The sequence below is a fragment of the Paraburkholderia sp. A1BS-2L genome (assembly GCF_051125205.1).
GTDB lineage: Bacteria > Pseudomonadota > Gammaproteobacteria > Burkholderiales > Burkholderiaceae > Paraburkholderia.
The window spans coordinates 621,329-638,465 of the sequence record NZ_CP120429.1; the positions used below are offsets into that span (position 1 = coordinate 621,329).

17 protein-coding genes are annotated in these 17,137 nt (G+C 68.7%); 9 read left to right on the top strand and 8 right to left on the bottom strand.

Annotated features, from left to right (window positions below):
- Positions 1 to 43: 43 nt before the first annotated feature.
- Genes P5W98_RS17620 through P5W98_RS17635 form a run of 4 tightly spaced genes read right to left on the bottom strand, consistent with a single transcriptional unit; the run spans position 44 to position 4,466 of the window.
- Positions 44 to 1,564, bottom strand: coding sequence for an efflux transporter outer membrane subunit (locus tag P5W98_RS17620; RefSeq protein WP_421026745.1), 1,521 nt, complete (start codon positions 1,562 to 1,564; stop codon positions 44 to 46).
- Positions 1,542 to 2,627, bottom strand: a complete 1,086-nt coding sequence (locus P5W98_RS17625; protein ID WP_421026744.1) for an HlyD family secretion protein — start codon at positions 2,625 to 2,627, stop codon at positions 1,542 to 1,544. Before P5W98_RS17625 ends, P5W98_RS17620 begins: the two co-directional genes overlap by 23 nt.
- Positions 2,624 to 3,325: an ABC transporter ATP-binding protein gene (locus P5W98_RS17630; RefSeq protein ID WP_421026743.1), complete on the bottom strand. Its 702-nt coding sequence runs from the start codon at positions 3,323 to 3,325 to the stop codon at positions 2,624 to 2,626. Before P5W98_RS17630 ends, P5W98_RS17625 begins: the two co-directional genes overlap by 4 nt.
- 4 nt (positions 3,326 to 3,329) lie before the next feature.
- Positions 3,330 to 4,466, bottom strand: coding sequence for an ABC transporter permease (locus tag P5W98_RS17635; RefSeq protein WP_421026742.1), 1,137 nt, complete (start codon positions 4,464 to 4,466; stop codon positions 3,330 to 3,332).
- A gap of 242 nt (positions 4,467 to 4,708) precedes the next feature.
- Here P5W98_RS17635 and P5W98_RS17640 point away from each other — a divergent pair, with 242 nt between their 5' ends.
- Positions 4,709 to 5,551 carry a universal stress protein gene (locus tag P5W98_RS17640; protein WP_421026741.1) on the top strand — a complete coding sequence of 281 codons (843 nt, stop codon included), beginning with the start codon at positions 4,709 to 4,711 and terminating at the stop codon, positions 5,549 to 5,551.
- 103 nt (positions 5,552 to 5,654) lie between these two features.
- Positions 5,655 to 5,822, top strand: a complete 168-nt coding sequence (locus P5W98_RS17645; protein ID WP_421026740.1) for a hypothetical protein — start codon at positions 5,655 to 5,657, stop codon at positions 5,820 to 5,822.
- 62 nt (positions 5,823 to 5,884) lie between these two features.
- On the opposite strand, the gene P5W98_RS17650 is transcribed toward P5W98_RS17645, so the two are convergent.
- A complete protein-coding gene (locus tag P5W98_RS17650) occupies positions 5,885 to 6,829 on the bottom strand; it encodes a 1-phosphofructokinase family hexose kinase (RefSeq protein ID WP_421026739.1) in 945 nt (314 codons plus the stop codon).
- A 166-nt stretch (positions 6,830 to 6,995) separates the two neighbouring features.
- On the opposite strand from P5W98_RS17650, the gene P5W98_RS17655 reads away from it, so the two are divergent.
- Positions 6,996 to 7,223 (top strand): hypothetical protein, encoded by a 228-nt coding sequence (locus tag P5W98_RS17655; protein ID WP_421026738.1) that lies wholly within the window; start codon positions 6,996 to 6,998, stop codon positions 7,221 to 7,223.
- Positions 7,224 to 7,254: 31 nt separating this feature from the next.
- Here the strand turns inward: P5W98_RS17655 and P5W98_RS17660 are convergent, their stop codons facing one another.
- Together P5W98_RS17660 and phbB are read right to left on the bottom strand one after the other, a co-directional pair.
- Entirely contained in the window at positions 7,255 to 7,905 is a 651-nt protein-coding gene (locus P5W98_RS17660) for a BON domain-containing protein (protein ID WP_421026737.1), read from the bottom strand.
- A 214-nt stretch (positions 7,906 to 8,119) separates the two neighbouring features.
- A complete protein-coding gene (gene phbB / locus P5W98_RS17665) occupies positions 8,120 to 8,866 on the bottom strand; it encodes an acetoacetyl-CoA reductase (protein WP_421026736.1) in 747 nt (248 codons plus the stop codon).
- Positions 8,867 to 9,047: 181 nt separating this feature from the next.
- Here phbB and P5W98_RS17670 point away from each other — a divergent pair, with 181 nt between their 5' ends.
- The 3 genes from P5W98_RS17670 to P5W98_RS17680 all read left to right on the top strand — a co-directional run bounded on the left by P5W98_RS17670 (position 9,048) and on the right by P5W98_RS17680 (position 11,871).
- Positions 9,048 to 9,878, top strand: coding sequence for a universal stress protein (locus tag P5W98_RS17670; RefSeq protein WP_421026735.1), 831 nt, complete (start codon positions 9,048 to 9,050; stop codon positions 9,876 to 9,878).
- A 36-nt stretch (positions 9,879 to 9,914) separates the two neighbouring features.
- Complete coding sequence (locus P5W98_RS17675; protein WP_421026734.1) at positions 9,915 to 10,724, top strand: universal stress protein; 810 nt, start codon at positions 9,915 to 9,917, stop codon at positions 10,722 to 10,724.
- Positions 10,725 to 10,800: 76 nt separating this feature from the next.
- The gene (locus P5W98_RS17680) at positions 10,801 to 11,871 is read left to right on the top strand and encodes an Acg family FMN-binding oxidoreductase (protein ID WP_421026733.1); all 1,071 of its coding nucleotides are present in this window, start codon (positions 10,801 to 10,803) and stop codon (positions 11,869 to 11,871) included.
- 105 nt (positions 11,872 to 11,976) lie between these two features.
- Here P5W98_RS17680 and P5W98_RS17685 read toward each other — a convergent pair whose 3' ends face one another.
- Entirely contained in the window at positions 11,977 to 12,429 is a 453-nt protein-coding gene (locus tag P5W98_RS17685; RefSeq protein WP_421026732.1) for a hypothetical protein, read from the bottom strand.
- A gap of 208 nt (positions 12,430 to 12,637) precedes the next feature.
- Here P5W98_RS17685 and P5W98_RS17690 point away from each other — a divergent pair, with 208 nt between their 5' ends.
- The 3 genes from P5W98_RS17690 to P5W98_RS17700 all read left to right on the top strand — a co-directional run bounded on the left by P5W98_RS17690 (position 12,638) and on the right by P5W98_RS17700 (position 17,052).
- Entirely contained in the window at positions 12,638 to 14,071 is a 1,434-nt protein-coding gene (locus P5W98_RS17690) for an MBL fold metallo-hydrolase RNA specificity domain-containing protein (RefSeq protein ID WP_421027087.1), read from the top strand.
- Between the two features lie 228 nt (positions 14,072 to 14,299).
- Positions 14,300 to 16,408, top strand: a complete 2,109-nt coding sequence (locus tag P5W98_RS17695) for a PAS domain S-box protein (protein ID WP_421026731.1) — start codon at positions 14,300 to 14,302, stop codon at positions 16,406 to 16,408.
- Entirely contained in the window at positions 16,405 to 17,052 is a 648-nt protein-coding gene (locus P5W98_RS17700; RefSeq protein WP_421026730.1) for a response regulator, read from the top strand. Before P5W98_RS17695 ends, P5W98_RS17700 begins: the two co-directional genes overlap by 4 nt.
- Positions 17,053 to 17,137 lie beyond the last annotated feature (85 nt).

The following is a 17,137-nucleotide window of genomic DNA, read 5'->3' on the forward strand; positions in this document are numbered from 1 at the left end:
CAAACGCGGCCGGAACACCGCCGTGGCCGCATCGGGCCGCCGCTCAGCGCTGGCCGCCTCCCGCGTCGCCCCAGCCGCCGCCCAACGCCGCATAGAGCGCGACGGTGTCCTGCAGCCGCTGGGCGTCGGCTTCGAGCCAGGCGATCTGCGCCTGATGCAGTTGGGCATCGGCGACGAGGATCTGGACGTAGTCCACCGTTCCCGCGCGATAGTCGGCGCGCAGCAAGCGCAGCGCCTCGCGCGCCGCCGCGAGCGCGCGCGTCTGCGCCTCCAGTGCGCCGGCGTCGTGCTCGAGCGCATAGAGCACGTCCGCGACCTGCGCAAAGGCGCTCAGCACGGTCTGCCGGTACTGCGCGCGCGAGGCATCGTAGGCGTCCTGCGCGGCCTTGCGCCCGTACCAGAGCGTGCCGCCCTCGAAGAGCGGCGCGGCCACGTCCGCGGCCAGCACCCACGACTGGCCGGCACGCGCGCCCATCGACGCGAGCGATGTACCCGCAAGCCCGCCGCCGGCCGAAAGCGTGAAGTTCGGCAGCATCGCCGCCGTGGCCACGCCGACCTGCGCGCTCGCCGCGTGCAGCAGCGCCTCGGCCTGCAGCACGTCGGGCCGTTGGCGCACGAGCTGCGACGGCACGGTCGCGGGCAAATCCGCCGGCAGCGTGATCTCGTTCAGCGAAAGCTCGGGCGCGGACCACTGCACCGGCAGCAGGCCGCTCAACGTGGCCAGCAGATCCGCCGCCTGGGCGCGCTTTTGCTCCAGCACCGGCAAGGTGGCTTCGAGCGCGGCCTGCTCGTTCTGCAGCGTGAGCACCGCCGCGTAGGCGGCGGTGCCGGCGCGCGCGCGCACCTCGGCAATGTGGACCTGCTCGCGCAAGAGCCCGATCATCTCGCGCGTGGCGTCGATCTCGTCGCGCCAGCCGGCGCGCGCGATCATCGTGTTGACGACGTTCGATTCGATGGTCAGGTAGGCCGCCGCCAGCGCGTAGCGCTGCGCATCGCGCTGCGCCGCGAGCGCCTCGACGAAACGCCGGTTGCCGCCCCAGAGATCGACGGCGTAGCTGATCGACGCCGACAGCGTGAACAGGTTGAAAATCGAGGGCGCCATGCCGGAGCCGACGTGCAGCGGGGCATAGCGCTGCCGGGAGGCGCCGGCCGCGGCGCTCGCCTGCGGATAGAACACGCCCGCTCCGGCGCGCAGCTGATGATCGGCACGCCGAAGCGATGCCTCGGCCGCATCGAGCGTGGCGTTGCCGGTGAGGGCGTCGTCCACGGCCGCATCGATCGCGCGGCAGCCGAACTGGGTCCACCAGTCGTCTCGCACGGCGACGCCGGCCCGCAGGGTCTGCGAGACGCCGGCCGCCGCGAAGGCCGCCGGCGTGCCGGCGCGCACATACGCATCGACCTGCGGCGGCGCCGGCCGCGTGAAATCCGGCCCGACCGCGCAGCCCGCCAGCCCGGTTGCAGCGAGCCATGCGAATACGCGCAGCGCACTGCGCGCGCGCGCGCGATGGCGTCCCCCCCGCGTCCTGCTCGAAGCAGGTCGCCTAGCGCGCGGCAATGTACACATCGACGATCTGCCCTGGATAGAGGCGCAGGCCCGCCTGCGGCTCGATGCGGAAAATCACCGGCAGCACGCGCAGGTCCACGCGCTCGGTACGCTGGTCGGAAAGCTCGATCTTCGGCGTCACATAGGGCTGGATGCGCTCGAAGGTGAGATTGGCCGCGATGTTCGCGCCGCGCACCGTCATGCGCCCCTTGAGCTGGTCCGGCTGGGGCAGCCGCGAGATCAGGATCTCGTCCACGTAACAGCGCACCGCGAGACGCTCGGGCGCGCTGCCCAGCACGATCACGGGCGCCATGCCCCGCGTGTAGGTGTCATAGACGCCCTGCTGCGAAAGGTACGAGCCCTGCGCCGTGTTCACCGCAAGCACGATGCCGTCGGACGGCGCGCGTAGCGTGTAGTGCGCGAGCAGCGCCTCGGCCGACGCGGCCGCCTTGCGCAGCGCCTCCACCTGCCCCTGCTGGTTGCGCACTTCGTAGACCCACGCGCCCGCGCGCGTGAGGCGATCCTGGCGCGTGACGACCTCGAGGTTGGCGCGCGCGACGTGCATGGCGTTCTCCGCGCTGTCGAGCACGTCGCGGCTCACGGCTTTGGGGTCGATGTCCCATGCCTGCTTTTGCTTCGCATAGGTGTCCTGCGCCATCTTCAGGCTGGCCCGGGCCGCCCGCACCTGGGCGTCGGCAACGTCGCGCGTTTCCGGCCTGGGCTGGGCCTCGAGCTCGTCGAGCAGCGCCTGCGCGGCAAGCGCCTGGGCCGCGAGCTGCCCGGCGTTCGCGCGCTGCACTGAATCGTCGATCGTGAGCAGCACGTCGCCCGCCTTCACGCGGTCGCCGTCGTGCACGAGCAGCCGCGTGACCGTCCCGCTCACTTCGGGGTAGAGATTGACGTTCGCTCCGGCGCTCTGGTCGCTTTCGACGATTCCCGTGGCATAGACGCCGTGCGCGTAAGGATTGGCCGCCGGCTGGAACACCGGCGGCTGCGGCGGCTGCTGGATGCCGAACACCCAGGCCGCGGCAACGGCCGCGAGGAAACCGATCAGCGACGCGGCAAAGACCAGCCGATGCTTCATCGCGCGCCTCCTGGGACGATGTCCTTGAGCTTGCCGTCCTCCATATGCAGGATGCGGTCCGCGTACTCGAAGATGCGAGCGTCGTGGGTGACGATGACGATGCAGCGCCGCTCGTTGAGCACCTGATGCTTGACGAACTCGATGATGGTGCGCCCGGTGTCGCCGTCGAGCGAGGCGGTGGGCTCGTCGAGCACGAGAATGTCGGGCTGGCTCACGATCGCGCGGGCGATCGCCACGCGCTGCTGCTCGCCGCCCGAGAGCTTCACGGGCGGCAAGGCGGCCCGGTTTTCGAGGCCCACGACTGCCAGATAGCGCCGCGCCTCGGCGAGCGCGTCGTCCCAGGGCCGGCGCTTGAGGATCAGCGGAATGGCCACGTTCTCGGCCGTGGTGAGGCGCGGAAACAGATGGTAGTCCTGAAAGACGAAGCCGATGCGGTTGAGCCGGAACTCCGCGAGCCGGTCGTCGGGCTGGGCCCACAGATCGACGCCGTCCACCGACACGGTTCCGCCATCGGGCCGCAGAATCCCGGAGATGACGCTCAGCAGCGTGGTCTTGCCGCTGCCCGACGGCCCGACGATCAGCACCATCTCACCGTAGTGCGCCTGCATGGAGACGCCTTGCAGCGCCTGGGTGCGCGCCGCGCCCTCGCCGAACCACTTGTCGAGCGCATGTGCCTCGATGGCAATCGAATCGACCATTGCCTCAGCCCCGGAAGATGTCGAACGGCTCGATGCGCAGCACGCGGCGCACGCCGAGATAGCTGGAGAGCGCGGCGATCACCACCACCATCGCGAACGCGATCGCGAGGTTGCCGAAGGTGATCATGGCCGCGTAGTCGCGGATGCGCAGCCGCGCGAGGCTGATCAACGCCGCGCACAATCCGACGCCGAGGCCGTAGCCCGTGAGCGCCGTGAAGGCCGCCTGGAACAGGATCATCGCGACCAGCTCGCGCCGCTTCGCGCCGATGGCCTTGAGCGCGCCGAATTTTTCGAGATTTTCGAGAATGAACGTATAGAAAGTCTGCCCCGAGATCGACAGGCCGACCACGAAGCTGATCACGGTCATCAGGAGAATGTTGGTGCCGAGGCCGGTCTGGTACTTGTAGAAGTCGGCGATGTGCTGCATGAACTCGTCTTTGGTGTAGGCGACATAGCCGAGCGCGGCAACCTGCGCCTTGATGTGCGCAATGTCGGCTGCCGACTTAGGCTCGACGAGAATGTACGAGGTCGTGTAGCGCGTCGACGGAACGTCCTGGATGGCGCGGCGGTACGTCGTGTAAAGCGTAGGGGTGCCAAACAGGCTGCTGCTCGCCACCGCGGCAATGCCGACCACCACGGCGCGGTGGTCGTTCAGCTCGAAGTCGGTGCCGGGCGCGGGGCTGCCGAGCTTGTAGAACTCGGCGTCCTGCACGGCAATGAAGCCGTCCTCCGCAAAAATGTCTTCGATGCGCCCGGTCTTCATCTTCGGCCAGCCATAGAGCGTGGTGTCGTCCAGCCCGATCACGGTGGCCGCCTGGTAAGTGCCGTTGCGCAGCTTCACGAGCGCCATGCCCGAGTAGAGCGGCACGGCGTACTTCACGCCGTCGATGCTGCGCACGGCGTCGAGCACGTAATCGGGCATACCGATGCTGCTCGCGATCGTCTGCACCGCCGGGTCCATCACCCAGACCTTCGCGCCCACGTTGATGACGGTGGACGACGAGCGGTTGAGGATGCCCGCGAACATGGACGTCATCTCGACCATCAGAAACACCGCGAACGTGATGCCGATCAGCAGCGCCGTGAACTTGGCGCTGTCGTTGACAAGCAGCTTGAACGCGAGGCGCAGGATGCACCGCATGGACGCCCTCCGGTTTGGCCAGCCTCGCTCGCCGTGCACGAGGCGCGTGCAGGGTCCGGGCCGGTTGAGGCGATTCTGCGGCGCGCGGCCCTGTTCCAGTTGACGTGTATCAAACAAGCGCCCATGTTTGACTTGCATCAAGAATCGACACGAGCCCGGCGATAACACTCGACGCCAGGGTGATTGCCCGTCCGCACGCGTCCTGCGGCAAAACGAGACGCACGGCTCCAGGAGACGCAGCCATGCACTACAAGACCCTGCTCGCTTATCTCGACCCGGGCGAGCGCGCGCAAGCGCGGCTCGACTTCGCGCTGACGCTCGCGGGCCGCTTCGACGCGCATCTCATCGGCCTTTACTCGCCGTTCGCGCCCGAAGCGCGCTCGTACTTCACCGTCGCCGGTTGCGCGCCCTACTACAGCGAATACTGCGACGCGCGGCGCAGCCAGCAGGCCATGGCGGAGGAATCGTTTCGCCACGACTTGCGGCGCGTCGGCATGGAAGGCGAGTGGATCGCATTCGACGACTACGCCGACGAGCCGATCATCCGCCGCAGCCGCCACGCCGATCTGCTGGTCGCCGGCCAGGCGAGTCCCGACGATGATGCCCATGCGCTGCGCGCGCGCTTTCTGGAAAGCGTGGTCATGACGTCCGGCAGGCCGGTGCTGGTACTGCCTTACGCGGGCGCGCTGCGCGCCGCGTGCGAGTCGATCGTGATCGGGTGGGACGGCAGCCGCGAAGCCGCGCGCGCGGTGCACGACGCGATGCCCCTGCTGCAAGCCGCGAAGCGCGTCACGGTGCTGCATATCGGCACGCCCGCTTCGCCGCGCGCCGCGGCGGCGGACGACGGAATCGCGAACATCGACCTGATGCTGGCAAGGCACGGGGTCAATGTCGACTTTGCGCAAAGCTTCAGCGACGCGGACGAGACGGCGGGCGACACCCTGATTTCGTGGGTCGCGACGAGCGGCTGCGACTGCGTCGTGGCGGGCGCCTACAGTCATCCGCAATGGCGCGAGCACCTGCTCGGCGGCGTCACGCGCGCGCTGCTCGAATCGGCCACCGTGCCGGTTCTGCTATCGCATTGACGGCGACGCGCGCGGCGCGCGATCGGCTGATGCAGGTCAATCGAGCGAGGTCGACGGGATTTAAGCTAAATCCATACTCCTGCCTTCCCCGCGAGATTCAACCATGTACAAGCGCCTGCTCTTCCTTGCCGCCCTTGCGCTGCCCGGCTCGTTCCTCATCATCGCGGCGTTCGCCTTCCATCCTCGCGGCCGCGCGCTGCTCGCGGACGTAACGGGTTTCTCCGTGCCGCATGCCAGATACGCGCCCTCCCGCGACGGCGCGGCGCGCTGAGACCCGGAAACCCCACGAAGCACGTTTGCCGCGGCTGCACTGCTGCTGCGCAATTCACGCATTCAGCACACGGGGCTCGCGGCCTCATAGAACCGTTGCACCTGCGCAGCGTCGCAAAGCGCCGTGCCGCTCGTCAGCAGGGTTGCCGATGCCGCCGCCTGCGCAAGACGCGCCGCCGCCGCCAGCCCCTCGCCCCGGCGCAACGCCACGACCAGTCCCGCAAGAAAGCTATCGCCCGCGCCGGTCGCACTCGATACCGATACCGGCAGGGCCTTCACCCGCAGCGTTTCTTGAGCCGATACCAGCAGCGCGCCGTGTTCGCCGAGTGTGAGCGCAACGATTTCCGCGCGCCGCCGCGTCACGATCTCGCGCGCGGCGGCCAGTTGCGCGGCCTCGTCGGCGAGCGGCCGCCCCGCCAGCCCGGCCAGTTCGCCCAGGCTCGGCTTCACGAGATAGACGCCCGCCTCCAGCGCCAGCGCGAGCGGCGCGCCCGAGGTGTCGAGCACCACACGCGTGCCGCGCGCACGGGCCCGCTGCGCGAGATCCGCATAGGCCCGCGCCGGCAGTCCCGGCGGCAGGCTGCCGCTCATCACGAGGTAGCGCGGCGCGGGCACGAGCGCCTCGCACGCCGCCATGGCGCTCGCCCATTCGCCAGCCTCCACCGGCGCGCCGGGCAGCACGAAACGGAACTCGCGCCCGGTCGAGCGTTCTATCACCGAGAAGTTTTCCCGCGTTTCGCCCGCGACAGGCAGCCTTCGGCTGTCCACGCACTCGGCTGCAAGCAGTTGCTCCAGCAAGTCGCCCGTCACGCCGCCCGCGAGATACAGCGCGAGGCAGCGGGCCTGCGCGCCGTCGAGACGCTGGATCACGCGCGCGACATTGATGCCCCCGCCGCCCGGATAGCGGCTTGCCGCCTCGCAGCGCAGCTTGTGCGTATCGATCACGCGCTCCACCGCCGTCGACACATCGACGGCGGGATTGGCCGTCAGCGTCAAGATTTCGATCACGTTATCGACTCCGATCCGGTGCCAGGCGCTGTAGGCCGACGCCTACAGGCTCCAAAAACCACCTACATCAGTTTCAGCGCCGGCTCATTGGGACGCCTGGCCATGCCGTCCATACTGAAGACGTAGCGAAATCCGCTCGAACGTTTATCGCCCCTGGAGCGCCGTCATGCACACCGCCGAAAACCGTACGCCATCTCCCGTTCCGCTTGCCGGCGCGATTGCGATCGACGACGCCGATGCGCTGCTCGCGCTCGCGCGCTCCTCCGGCATGCTCGTCACGCTCGACGGCCAGATCGGCCGCGAAAAATACCAGAGCGTCGCGGGTTCGCTGCGGGCGTTCCAATGTTTTGCCGCCGCGCTGCGCGACGCGCTCAGCGCCGGCACCGCACGCTGAGAAGCGGCCGCGCAGCGCGGCCGCCATTGCTTCACTCCACGCTCAGATCGTCCACCACGGCGCGCACGCCCGGCGCGGCCCAGGCCGCGCCTCGCGCCACGGCGCGCTCGGCGAACGAATGCACCTTGCCGGACAGCCTCACCGTGCCTTCGTCGACCGTGACCTGAATATGCCGCGCCTCGCGGTCCGCATGACGGCGCATCGCTTCGAGAATGTCCTTGCTGATCTTGTCCGGCGCCACCGCATGCCGGACTTCGATGTGATTCACCACGCCCGCGACCCCGCGCAACTGTGCGACGGCGCGCGCGGCTGCCTGGCTCTGCCATGTCCAGTCCACCGCGCCGTTGAGCACGACGTGGCCGCGCTCGACCTGCACCTGCACCGCGCCCTCGCTCAGCCCGGCGGTCCAGTTCAGCACCGAGCCCGCGATGCGTGCGATGTCCGCATCGCTGCGCATGTCGTCGCCCGGCAAGCGCACATCCAGCTCGACCACCAGCGCGCGCACGCCGCCCACGCGCTGCGCCGCCTGCTCCGCCGCGATCTTTTCTCTCAGGCTCGCGAGATGGCCTGCAAGCGTCACGACGCCGTCCTTCACCTCCACGCCGATATTCGAAGCCGTGACCGCCGGCTCCCACTCCAGTTCCGCTTCCACGTCGTGCTTGAGCTGCAAATCGGTTTTCATCGCCGTCTCCATCGAAGCCGGTCCCGAACGGACCGTCGCTGCGAGCTTCGCATGGGGCGCAGCCGCGCGGCTGATCTGCATCAACTGGCGGGGGACGCCGGATTGGACGCCGGATTGGGCGCCGGATTGGGCGCCGGATCGGGCTTCGAATCGGACGCTAAATCGGACTTCGGCTTGCCGTCACTTGCCGTCCGGCGTTTCGGGTCATGCATGATCAATGCATGTGCATGCCGCCGTTGAGGGCGAAGTTGGCGCCCGTCGCGAATGCGCCGTCGTCGGAGCAGAGGTAGGCGATCAGCGACGCCACTTCTTCCGGACGCCCGAGCCGGCCCACCGGAATCTGCGGGAGGATGCGCTTTTCCATGATGTCCTGCGGCACGGCCTCTACCATCGCGGTCGCGAGATAGCCGGGCGAGACGGTGTTCACCGTGACGCCGTGCTTCGCGACTTCGAGCGCCAGCGACATCGTGAAGCCGTGCATGCCGGCCTTCGACGCCGCGTAATTGGTCTGACCAAACGCGCCGCGCGAACCGTTCACCGAGCTGATGTTCACGACGCGGCCAAAGCGCCGCTCCACCATGCCGGGAAGGAACTGCCGGGTGAGGTTGAAGACGCTGTCGAGATTCGTATGCATCACTTCGTCCCACTCGCGCTTCGTGAGCTTCATGAAGCTCGCGTCGCGCGTGATGCCGGCGTTGTTGATCAGGACGTCGACCGCGCCCAGTTGCGACAGGACCCGCTGCGCGCACTCGACGCATGAGTCGTAGCTCGCCACGTCGATCCCGAAAGCGTGGAACGTGCGGCCCGCCGCGCGCTCGCGATCCAGCCAGCGGATCACGTGATCGTTGTGCTCCGAATGCGAAACCGCGACCGTCAGGCCCGCATCGTGCAGCCTCCGGCTGATCGCCTCGCCCAGACCGCCCATCCCGCCGCTCACAAAAGCAACGCGTTCGCTACGCATGATCCATCCTCCTCGCAGATTGGCGACCGGCCGCGATTCGGCGCGGCCGGAACAAGGCCCCACTGTAGGTTCCGCCTTCGGCTCACGATTGACTCAAATCAATTGCGGGCGGGCTTCCGCGCCTAGACTGAGCCGCACGAGACACCGCTTCGGTGTTGCATTCCACCATGGAGCGCCGATCATGGAGTACCGCAACATCCTCGTTCATCTGGACGAAAGCGATAGCGCGCGCACGCGCCTCGAGGTCGCGCTGCGCGTTGCGAAGCGGCACGGCGCCCAGCTCAGCGCGCTGTTCGCGCCTGCCGTGCCGGAGCACGAGGTGGCCTACGCGTTCATTCTGGACGCCGAGTATTGGTCTCGATGCCGCGAAGAGCACGAAGCATGTCGCCGCTCGCTCGAGCATCACTTCTTCGCGCGGCTCGCCGAGGAAGAGTTGAAAGGCCATTGGCGCACCGCGAATCACGCGCAGCACGAGCTGCTGATGCGCGCCCGTTTCGCAGACCTGATCGTTCTGGGCCAGAGCGCCCCCGATGATCCCGACGCGTCGCTCGCCAACCGGCTGCAGGCGCGCGTGACGCTGAGCGCGGGACGGCCGGTCCTGTGGGTGCCCTATGCGGGGGGAGGCCCCACGGTGGGCGAGCGCATCATGGTCGCGTGGGACGCGGGCCAGTCGGCCACGCGCGCGCTGTATGACGCGCTGCCGTTCATGCGCCTGGCCGAGCGCACCGAGATCGTGACCTTCACGCCCTCGCGCAAGGACCGCGATCGCATTCCGGGCGCCGACATCGGCCTCGTTCTCGCGCGTCACGGACTCGAGGTGCGGGTCACGGAGTTACATCCGCCGCCAACCATCACGGTGGGCGACGCGCTGCTCGCGCACGCCGCCAAGACCGGCTGCGATCTGATCGTGATGGGCGCCTATGGCCACGCGCGCTGGAAAGAGCTTCTGCTCGGCGGCGTGACGCAGACGGTGCTCGGCTCGATGCCGGTGCCGGTGCTGATGTCGCATTGAGCGGACCGCTCGCCATTGACATTCAGGGAAACCGCCATGGGCTACAAGACTCTGCTCGTCCATCTCGACGATTCGGCGCGGCGCGAAACGCGTCTGGCACTCGCGCTCGATCTTGCCGTGCGCTTCGACGCGCACCTCATCGGGCTGTATCTGCCGATGCCCTATCCGCACGCGCCAGTGATGGGCGGCGAGCAGGCGCTGGAGCGCCGCGAGCAGGCGCAAGCCGCGTTTATCGATGCCGGCGTGCATGCGGGCTGCAGGGTCGAATGGCGCGCGCCGCAACCCGGCGACACCGGGACCGCGGTGCTGCACGCCCGTCACGCCGACCTGCTCGTGCTCGGACAGTACGCGCGCGGCGACTTCGCGATCGACCCGTCCAGCGACTTCGTCGCCGATCTCCTGATGACGGCCGCGAGGCCCGCCATCGTCGTGCCGCATTCCGGAGCGTTCCCGACCATCGCGCAAAACATCCTGATCGCCTGGGACGGCGGCCGCGAAGCGGCGCGAGCGGCAGCGGATGCCTTGCCGCTATTGCGCAGCGCCAGTTGCGTCTCGATCGAGGTGGTCGCCGCGCGTCACGGCGCCAAACGCGTGCAGGCTGAAGTAGAGGCGGCCGATGCCGCGGCATGGCTGGATCTGCACGACGTCAGCGCATCGTTTCACGAAAGCCCCCGCGAACTGGGCGTCAGGACGAGCACGGCGCTGCTGGGCCGGGCGAGCGATCTGCGCGCCGACCTGATCGTGGCGGGCGCTTACGCGCATTCGCGCATTCACGAGCGCGTGCTGGGCGGCGTGACGCGCAACCTGCTCGAAGCCATGACGGTGCCGGTCTTGATGTCCCACTGACGATGTCCCACCGATTCACCTTTGCGCGGCGGCGCGTCTTGCCGGCAGCCGCGCGTCTACCCGACGGGAGCTGATCATGCTCGACAATCCAGCCGCCATCGCTGCCATCGCCGCCAGAGACCGTGCCCGCCAGACAGCACCCGAGGATGCCCTTGCGGACGCACCCGGCGACACGCACGCGTTCACCATGCGCTTCGCCGCGCGTCACGCGACGCTTGCGCCGTCGAGCCACAACAGCCAGCCCTGGCGCTTCGTGCTCGGCGCGGACCGCGTGATGCTGTGCGCGGACCGGCTGCGCGCGCTGCCCGTGGTGGACCCGTACGACCGCGAACTCATCATCAGTTGCGGCGCTGCGCTCTTCAATCTGCGCGTGGCGATCGCGAGCCTCGGCATGGGCTACGCGATCACCCTGTTCCCGTCGAGCACCGATCCCGATCTGCTCGCCGAGGTGCGTCTGCTGCGCGAGCGCACCACCGCGCCGGAGCTGGCTGCCCTCGTGGGCGCGATTTACGAGCGGGTCACGACGCGCCATCCGTTCTCCGCCGAGCCCGTCGACGCCACCATCGAGCAGCACCTGATGGATGCCGCGCGCGCCGAGGGTGTCGAAGTCGCCTGCGTGAGCGAGAGCGAGCCGCGCAACGCAGTCGCCGGCCTCATCGCCGAGGCCGACCGGCAGCAGTTCGCCGATCCGCGCTTCAGGCGCGAGCTCGCCAAGTGGATCCATCCGCGCCGCACCGACGACGGCATGCCGACTTACGCGGCCGGACTCGGCGGCCTGCTCGATTTCGCGAAACCGCTCGTGGCCTCGGCGATCCGCACGTTCGATCTCGGCGGCGGCGTGGCCGCCACGCATCACGACCTGGCGGCAGGTTCGCCGCTGCTGCTGTGTCTCGCGACCGGCGTGGACAATGCGCAGGCGTGGCTCGCCACGGGCCAGGCTCTCGAACGGGTGTTGTTGCTGGCGACCCTCCACGGCCTGTGCGCTTCGTATCTGAACCAGCCCATCGAAGTCCCGGAGCTGCGTCCCCGGCTCGGCGCCCTGATGGGGCTGGAGGGTCCGTACTTCCCGCAGCTGCTGTTGCGCATCGGTCACGGAACGCCCGACGCGGCGACGCCGCGACGCCCGCTCGAAGCGGTGATGTCCTGAGCCTGAGCGCGCGCTTGTTCGCGGGGTGGTCCGCCGCCGCACGCCGCCGAAATTTGCCTGACGGCTCCGGACCCGCGGCCCCGAACCCGGCGCGCCCCGACTCGTTCATTGCGCGCCGCCCACCTCGCGCGCGAATTCGAGCTGGGCCTCGCGCAACTGCTCCGCGCAGGACCGGTAGAGCCATCCCGGCCCGTTGCCGGTGCTGTACATGCCCCGGCACATGCCCTTCAGGCGAACGGTCGTTGCGCCGTCGGCCGCGGTCTCGCGCACGGCCCAAAAGTACGCCACGCCGAATTCGTGAGGCATGCGCGTTTCGATCGTCTCGTCGGTGATCCGCTCGATCCGCGTGGGCGAATGCAACTGGACGAACACCCGCGCGCGGCTCCAGGCCCGCGCACAATCGTCGGGCGCCGCGCAATGGACCGCCGCCTGCTCGCGCGCCGCCTGCAGGCCGGTTTCCGTATGACGAAAGGCCTCGCGGGTCGCGTCGGTGGCGCATGCCGCAAGCAGTGCCGTGAGCAAGACCAGAGCCCGGCGCACACTCGATCCATGGTTCATCGCAGGGACTCCCAACCGAAAGCCGGCTCGCGACGGCGAGCCGCACGCCCCAATGTATGAATCGTCCGGTCGAGCCCGATTGATCTCGCTCAATCCATGCCCTCGCCCGCCAATGGTTTCCAACCCTGATCCAGGTCAATTGCGTGGCGGCGAAGCGCGCTCCAATGAACACCAGACGCACCTTGGGGTGCATGGCGAGGAGAGCATGATGAAGCTGACTTTTCTGGGCGCGGCGCAGACGGTCACGGGCTCGCGCTATCTGCTGGAAGCGCAAGGCAAGCGGGTGTTGATCGACTGCGGGCTGTTCCAGGGCACCAAGAACCTGCGGCTGCGCAACTGGGAGCCGTTGCCGTTTCCGGCCGATACGCTCGACGCCGTCATCCTCACGCATGCGCATATCGATCACTGCGGCTATCTGCCGGTGCTGGCGCGCAATGGCTTCCGCGGACCGGTCTATTGCACGCCGGGCACCGCCGATCTGTGCGAAGTCATGCTGCGCGACAGCGCGCGCCTGCAGGAGGAGGACGCCGCGTTCGCGAACCGCCACGGCTTTTCGAAGCACCATCCCGCGCTGCCGCTCTACACGCTCGAAGACGCCGAAGCGGCGCTGCGGCTCATCGGCGCGCGCGAGTTCGATGCGCCGGTCTCGCTCGGCGAGAATCTCACGTTCCGCTTTCTGCCTGCCGGGCATATCCTCGGCGCCGCGAGCGTCGTGCTGTGCAGCGGGCATACGGTGCTTGCGTTCTCCGGCGACCTCGGACGCCCCGACGATCCGCTCATGCGCGCGCCGGTGCCGCCCGTGCACGCCGACTATCTCGTGGTCGAGTCGACCTATGGCGACCGGCTGCACGCCGCCCTCAATCCCGAAGACGAACTCGCCGATGTATTCGCGCGCACCTTTGCGCGCGGCGGCCTCGTGGTGATGCCCTGCTTCGCGGTCGGGCGCGCCCAGGAGGTGCTGTACTACATCGCGCACCTCAAGGAGGCGGGGCGCATGGCGAACGTGCCGGTCTATCTCGACAGCCCGATGGCGATCAGCGTCACTGAGCTCTATCGGCACCATATGCGCGAGCACAAGCTGACCATCTCGCAGCTGCACGCCATCGACCACGCGGCGTTCATGACGCGCAGTGTCGACGACTCGAAGGCCATCGCTTCGCGCAACGGGCCGATGGTCATCATCGCGGGCAGCGGCATGGCCACGGGCGGGCGTGTGCTGCATCACCTGAATCTCTATGCGTCCGACCCGCGCAACACCATCGCGCTGGTGGGCTACCAGGCGCCCGGCACGCGCGGCGCGGCGCTCGAAGCGCACGCGCCGGCCATCAAGCTGCACGGCGACTACGTGCGCGTGCGCGCCGAAATCGCCTCGATCTCGTCGCTGTCGGCGCATGCGGACTACCGGGAGACGTTGCGCTGGCTGGCCGGCATGACGTGCCCGCCCACCCGCACCTTCGTGACGCACGGCGAACCTGCCGCGGCCGACGCGCTGCGCCGGCGCATCGCGGAAACGCTGCACTGGGACTGCTGCGTGCCGGAGCAAGGCCAGACGATCGAACTTCCCGAGAACCCCGCTCGCACCCTTCCATGCCCGCTCCGCGAAGCCGCGGATGCCACGGATGCCGCGCGGCCAGTAGCCTGAGCGGGCTGCGCCGGACCGGCGCGCGCCCGCCCCCCGGGCGGGATTGCGCGCCGCGCCGCACAACGCGCAAGTTTTTCCAGACACGCGCGGGCGCTGCACATAAAATTCTGTCAGGCAGCCCCTGCGATGTCGGGCAGCGGGCGTTCTCCCATGAAGCCGCTACTTTCCCAATGTGAATGGCTCACGCACCCGTTCCATACAAGCGTCATTTCGTTCTGGACCGTTTCCATGAGCACAGGCGCTAAGCCGCACGAAAGCGCCGCCCGCGGCGCGGCGCGCAGGCGCCTTGCCCAGATTCGCCAGCCGGCCGTGGCATCGGCGCTGGCATTCGTCGTCGTTTTGACGCTCGCGCTCGTCGTCGCGGCGTTTGTTGCGCAGCAGTGGCAGACCGCCGCCGGGCAGCGCTTTGCCCGCCGCGCGTCCGCGCTGCGCGAGACCGTCGCACAGGCGCTTGTCGCCGACGAAGCCATGCTGCGCGGCGCGCGCGGATGGCTCGCGCAGAACCCCGTTCCCAATGCCGAGGACTGGCAGCGCGAGGTCGGCGCCGCCGATCTGGAAAACTCGCGCCTCGCAGTCGTTGCCATGGGCTATTTTTCGCAATCGTCCGTCCCCCCCTCCGGCGCGCAACACGCGGCGCCCGCGCAGCCCGATGCCACTGCGCTGTGGGCCGGGATCGCCGCCGAACCCGGCAATGTGCGGCTCCAGAGCGTCGCCAGCGTGGTGGCGCGCCGCTACGCCGTGCAAACCGGCAAGGCCGGGCTCACTGCCGAGCCGGCCTCGGACGGCGTCCCGCCTCGCCTGATGCTTTATCTGCCCGTCTACGCCTCGCGGGGTGCTGCGCACGACGCGCAGCAGCCGCCCGCGGGATTCGCCGTGGCAGTGCTCGACGCACGGCGGCTCTTCGAGCCGATACTCGCCGCCCAGCCGGATCTCGCGCTAACCGTCCATGCCGCGCAGCCGGCTGCCGAGGTGTTCCGCAGCGCCCCGACCGAAGGCGCCGAAGTCATGCCCGGCGCGCGCTTCGAGCACCGCGCCACCCTCGCGTTCGGCGGCGCCACGCTCACGCTCGATGCGAGCACGGACGGCAGCCCGTTCGTCACGGGCGCGGCCACCTGCGCCGCGGCCGTTCTGCTCGCCGGCGCCGCCGCGGCCGCGCTCTGCGCGTGGCTCGCCTACCGTCTCGCCAGTGCGGCTGCGGCTCCGGCTGTCGTGCCCGATCCGGCCAGCACCGACGCCAGTCTGAACGAAGCGCGCATGATGGGCATCATCCGGTCGTCGATGGAGGCCATCATCACCGTGGACGAAGCGCAGCGCGTGGTGATCTTCAATCCGGCCGCCGAGTTCATCTTCGGGCTCTCCGCCATGGAAGCGATCGGCGCGCCGCTTGCACGCTTCATTCCCGAACGCTTTCGCTCGGCCCACGAGCACCACGTCGACCAGTTCGGCGCCACGGGCGTCACCGAGCGCCAGATGGGCCGCCAGCAGCGCGTGCTGTTCGGCCTGCGCGCCAACGGCGAGGAATTTCCCATCGAAGCATCGATTTCGCAGATCCGCGACGCCTCCGGCAAGCTCTACACGGTCATGCTGCGCGACATCACGGAACGGCTGCGCGCGGAGAACTCGCTCAAGCGCTCGCGCGAAGAGCTGCGCGAGCTCTCGGCCAACCTGCAGAACGTGCGCGAAGCCGAAAAAACGCGTATCGCCCGCGAGCTCCACGACGATCTCGGCCAGCGGCTCACGGCGCTCAAGATCGATCTCTCCGCGCTCGCGCACCGGCTCGGCGCCGCCGCCGTCGGCGAGGACATCGCCGGGCGCCTCGACGGCATGAGCAAGCTGATCGATTCGACCGTACGGGCGGTGCGCCGCATCGCCGCCGACCTGCGCCCCGTGATGCTCGACGACCTCGGGCTCGTGCCGGCCATCGAATGGCTCGCGAACGATTTCACGAGCCGCTACGGCATCGACGTGCAGCGGCACATCCACACCGCTGACACGGCGTTCTCGAGCGCAGCGGCCTCGGCGCTCTTTCGCATCATTCAGGAAGCGCTCACCAACGTCGCGCGCCACGCCGAAGCCAGCGTCGTCATCCTGAACCTCGAAGTCCACGGCCAGCAGTGCATCCTGAGCATTGTCGACAATGGCCGCGGCGCCCAGGACGACCCCGGCAACCCGCTGAGCCGCACCCGCCACGACAAATCGTTCGGATTGCTGGGCATTCGCGAGCGCGCGCACATGTTCAATGGGGTCGTCGAGATCGATACGGCTCCCGGCGAAGGCTTTGCCATTTCCATCACCTTCGAGCTCGACGCCCTCGTGTCAGAGGAGACCGCTTCATGATCAAGGTGATCCTCGCCGACGACCACACGCTCGTGCGCGATGGCCTGCGCCGCATCCTTGAGGACGCCCACGATTTCGAAATCGTGGGCGAGGGCTGCGACGGCGCCACCACGCTCGCGCTGGTGCGCGAGCGCGCCGCCAAGGTGCTGGTGCTCGACCTTTCCATGCCGGGGCGCAGCGGCGTGGATCTCATCAAGCAGATCAAGGACGAACAGCCGGCGCTGCGCATTCTCGTGCTGACCATGCACGCCGAGCAGCAATACGCGGTGCGCGCGTTCAAGGCCGGCGCGTCGGGCTATCTCACCAAGGAAAGCGCCAGCGCGGAACTCGTGAACGCCGTGACGAAAGTCGCCACGGGCGGCGTCTACGTGAGCATGGCCATGGCCGAGCGCTTCGCGCAAAGCCTGAACGAGCCCGCCGACACGCTGCCGCATCAGCGGCTCTCCGACCGCGAGTTCGAGGTGTTCCGGCGCCTCGCCAACGGTGAATCCATCGGCCAGATCGCCCAGGCGCTCTGCGTGAGCGCGAAGACCGTCAGCACCTACAAGGTGCGCATTCTCGAAAAGATGGAGATGCCCCACGAGGCCGCCCTCGTGCGCTATGCCCTGCGCCACAAGCTGCTCGACGATGAGGACGAGCCCTGAGCCTTGCCAGAGGTGCATCGCCACAGGGCTCAGCGTCGCGATGCCGCACGTCTGTAGGAATTGCCCTACACAACTTCTATCCTGC

Excerpts from the sequence above, each read along its gene's own strand:
- P5W98_RS17620 (WP_421026745.1), bottom strand. The coding sequence starts at position 1,564 with ATGTGTACATTGCCGCGCGCTAGGCGACCTGCTTCGAGCAGGACGCGG.
- P5W98_RS17625 (WP_421026744.1), bottom strand. The coding sequence starts at position 2,627 with ATGAAGCATCGGCTGGTCTTTGCCGCGTCGCTGATCGGTTTCCTCGCG.
- P5W98_RS17630 (WP_421026743.1), bottom strand. The coding sequence starts at position 3,325 with ATGGTCGATTCGATTGCCATCGAGGCACATGCGCTCGACAAGTGGTTC.
- P5W98_RS17635 (WP_421026742.1), bottom strand. The coding sequence starts at position 4,466 with ATGCGGTGCATCCTGCGCCTCGCGTTCAAGCTGCTTGTCAACGACAGC.
- P5W98_RS17640 (WP_421026741.1), top strand. The coding sequence starts at position 4,709 with ATGCACTACAAGACCCTGCTCGCTTATCTCGACCCGGGCGAGCGCGCG.
- P5W98_RS17645 (WP_421026740.1), top strand. The coding sequence starts at position 5,655 with ATGTACAAGCGCCTGCTCTTCCTTGCCGCCCTTGCGCTGCCCGGCTCG.
- P5W98_RS17655 (WP_421026738.1), top strand. The coding sequence starts at position 6,996 with ATGCACACCGCCGAAAACCGTACGCCATCTCCCGTTCCGCTTGCCGGC.
- P5W98_RS17660 (WP_421026737.1), bottom strand. The coding sequence starts at position 7,905 with ATGAAAACCGATTTGCAGCTCAAGCACGACGTGGAAGCGGAACTGGAG.
- phbB (WP_421026736.1), bottom strand. The coding sequence starts at position 8,866 with ATGCGTAGCGAACGCGTTGCTTTTGTGAGCGGCGGGATGGGCGGTCTG.
- P5W98_RS17670 (WP_421026735.1), top strand. The coding sequence starts at position 9,048 with ATGGAGTACCGCAACATCCTCGTTCATCTGGACGAAAGCGATAGCGCG.
- P5W98_RS17675 (WP_421026734.1), top strand. The coding sequence starts at position 9,915 with ATGGGCTACAAGACTCTGCTCGTCCATCTCGACGATTCGGCGCGGCGC.
- P5W98_RS17680 (WP_421026733.1), top strand. The coding sequence starts at position 10,801 with ATGCTCGACAATCCAGCCGCCATCGCTGCCATCGCCGCCAGAGACCGT.
- P5W98_RS17685 (WP_421026732.1), bottom strand. The coding sequence starts at position 12,429 with ATGAACCATGGATCGAGTGTGCGCCGGGCTCTGGTCTTGCTCACGGCA.
- P5W98_RS17690 (WP_421027087.1), top strand. The coding sequence starts at position 12,638 with ATGAAGCTGACTTTTCTGGGCGCGGCGCAGACGGTCACGGGCTCGCGC.
- P5W98_RS17695 (WP_421026731.1), top strand. The coding sequence starts at position 14,300 with ATGAGCACAGGCGCTAAGCCGCACGAAAGCGCCGCCCGCGGCGCGGCG.
- P5W98_RS17700 (WP_421026730.1), top strand. The coding sequence starts at position 16,405 with ATGATCAAGGTGATCCTCGCCGACGACCACACGCTCGTGCGCGATGGC.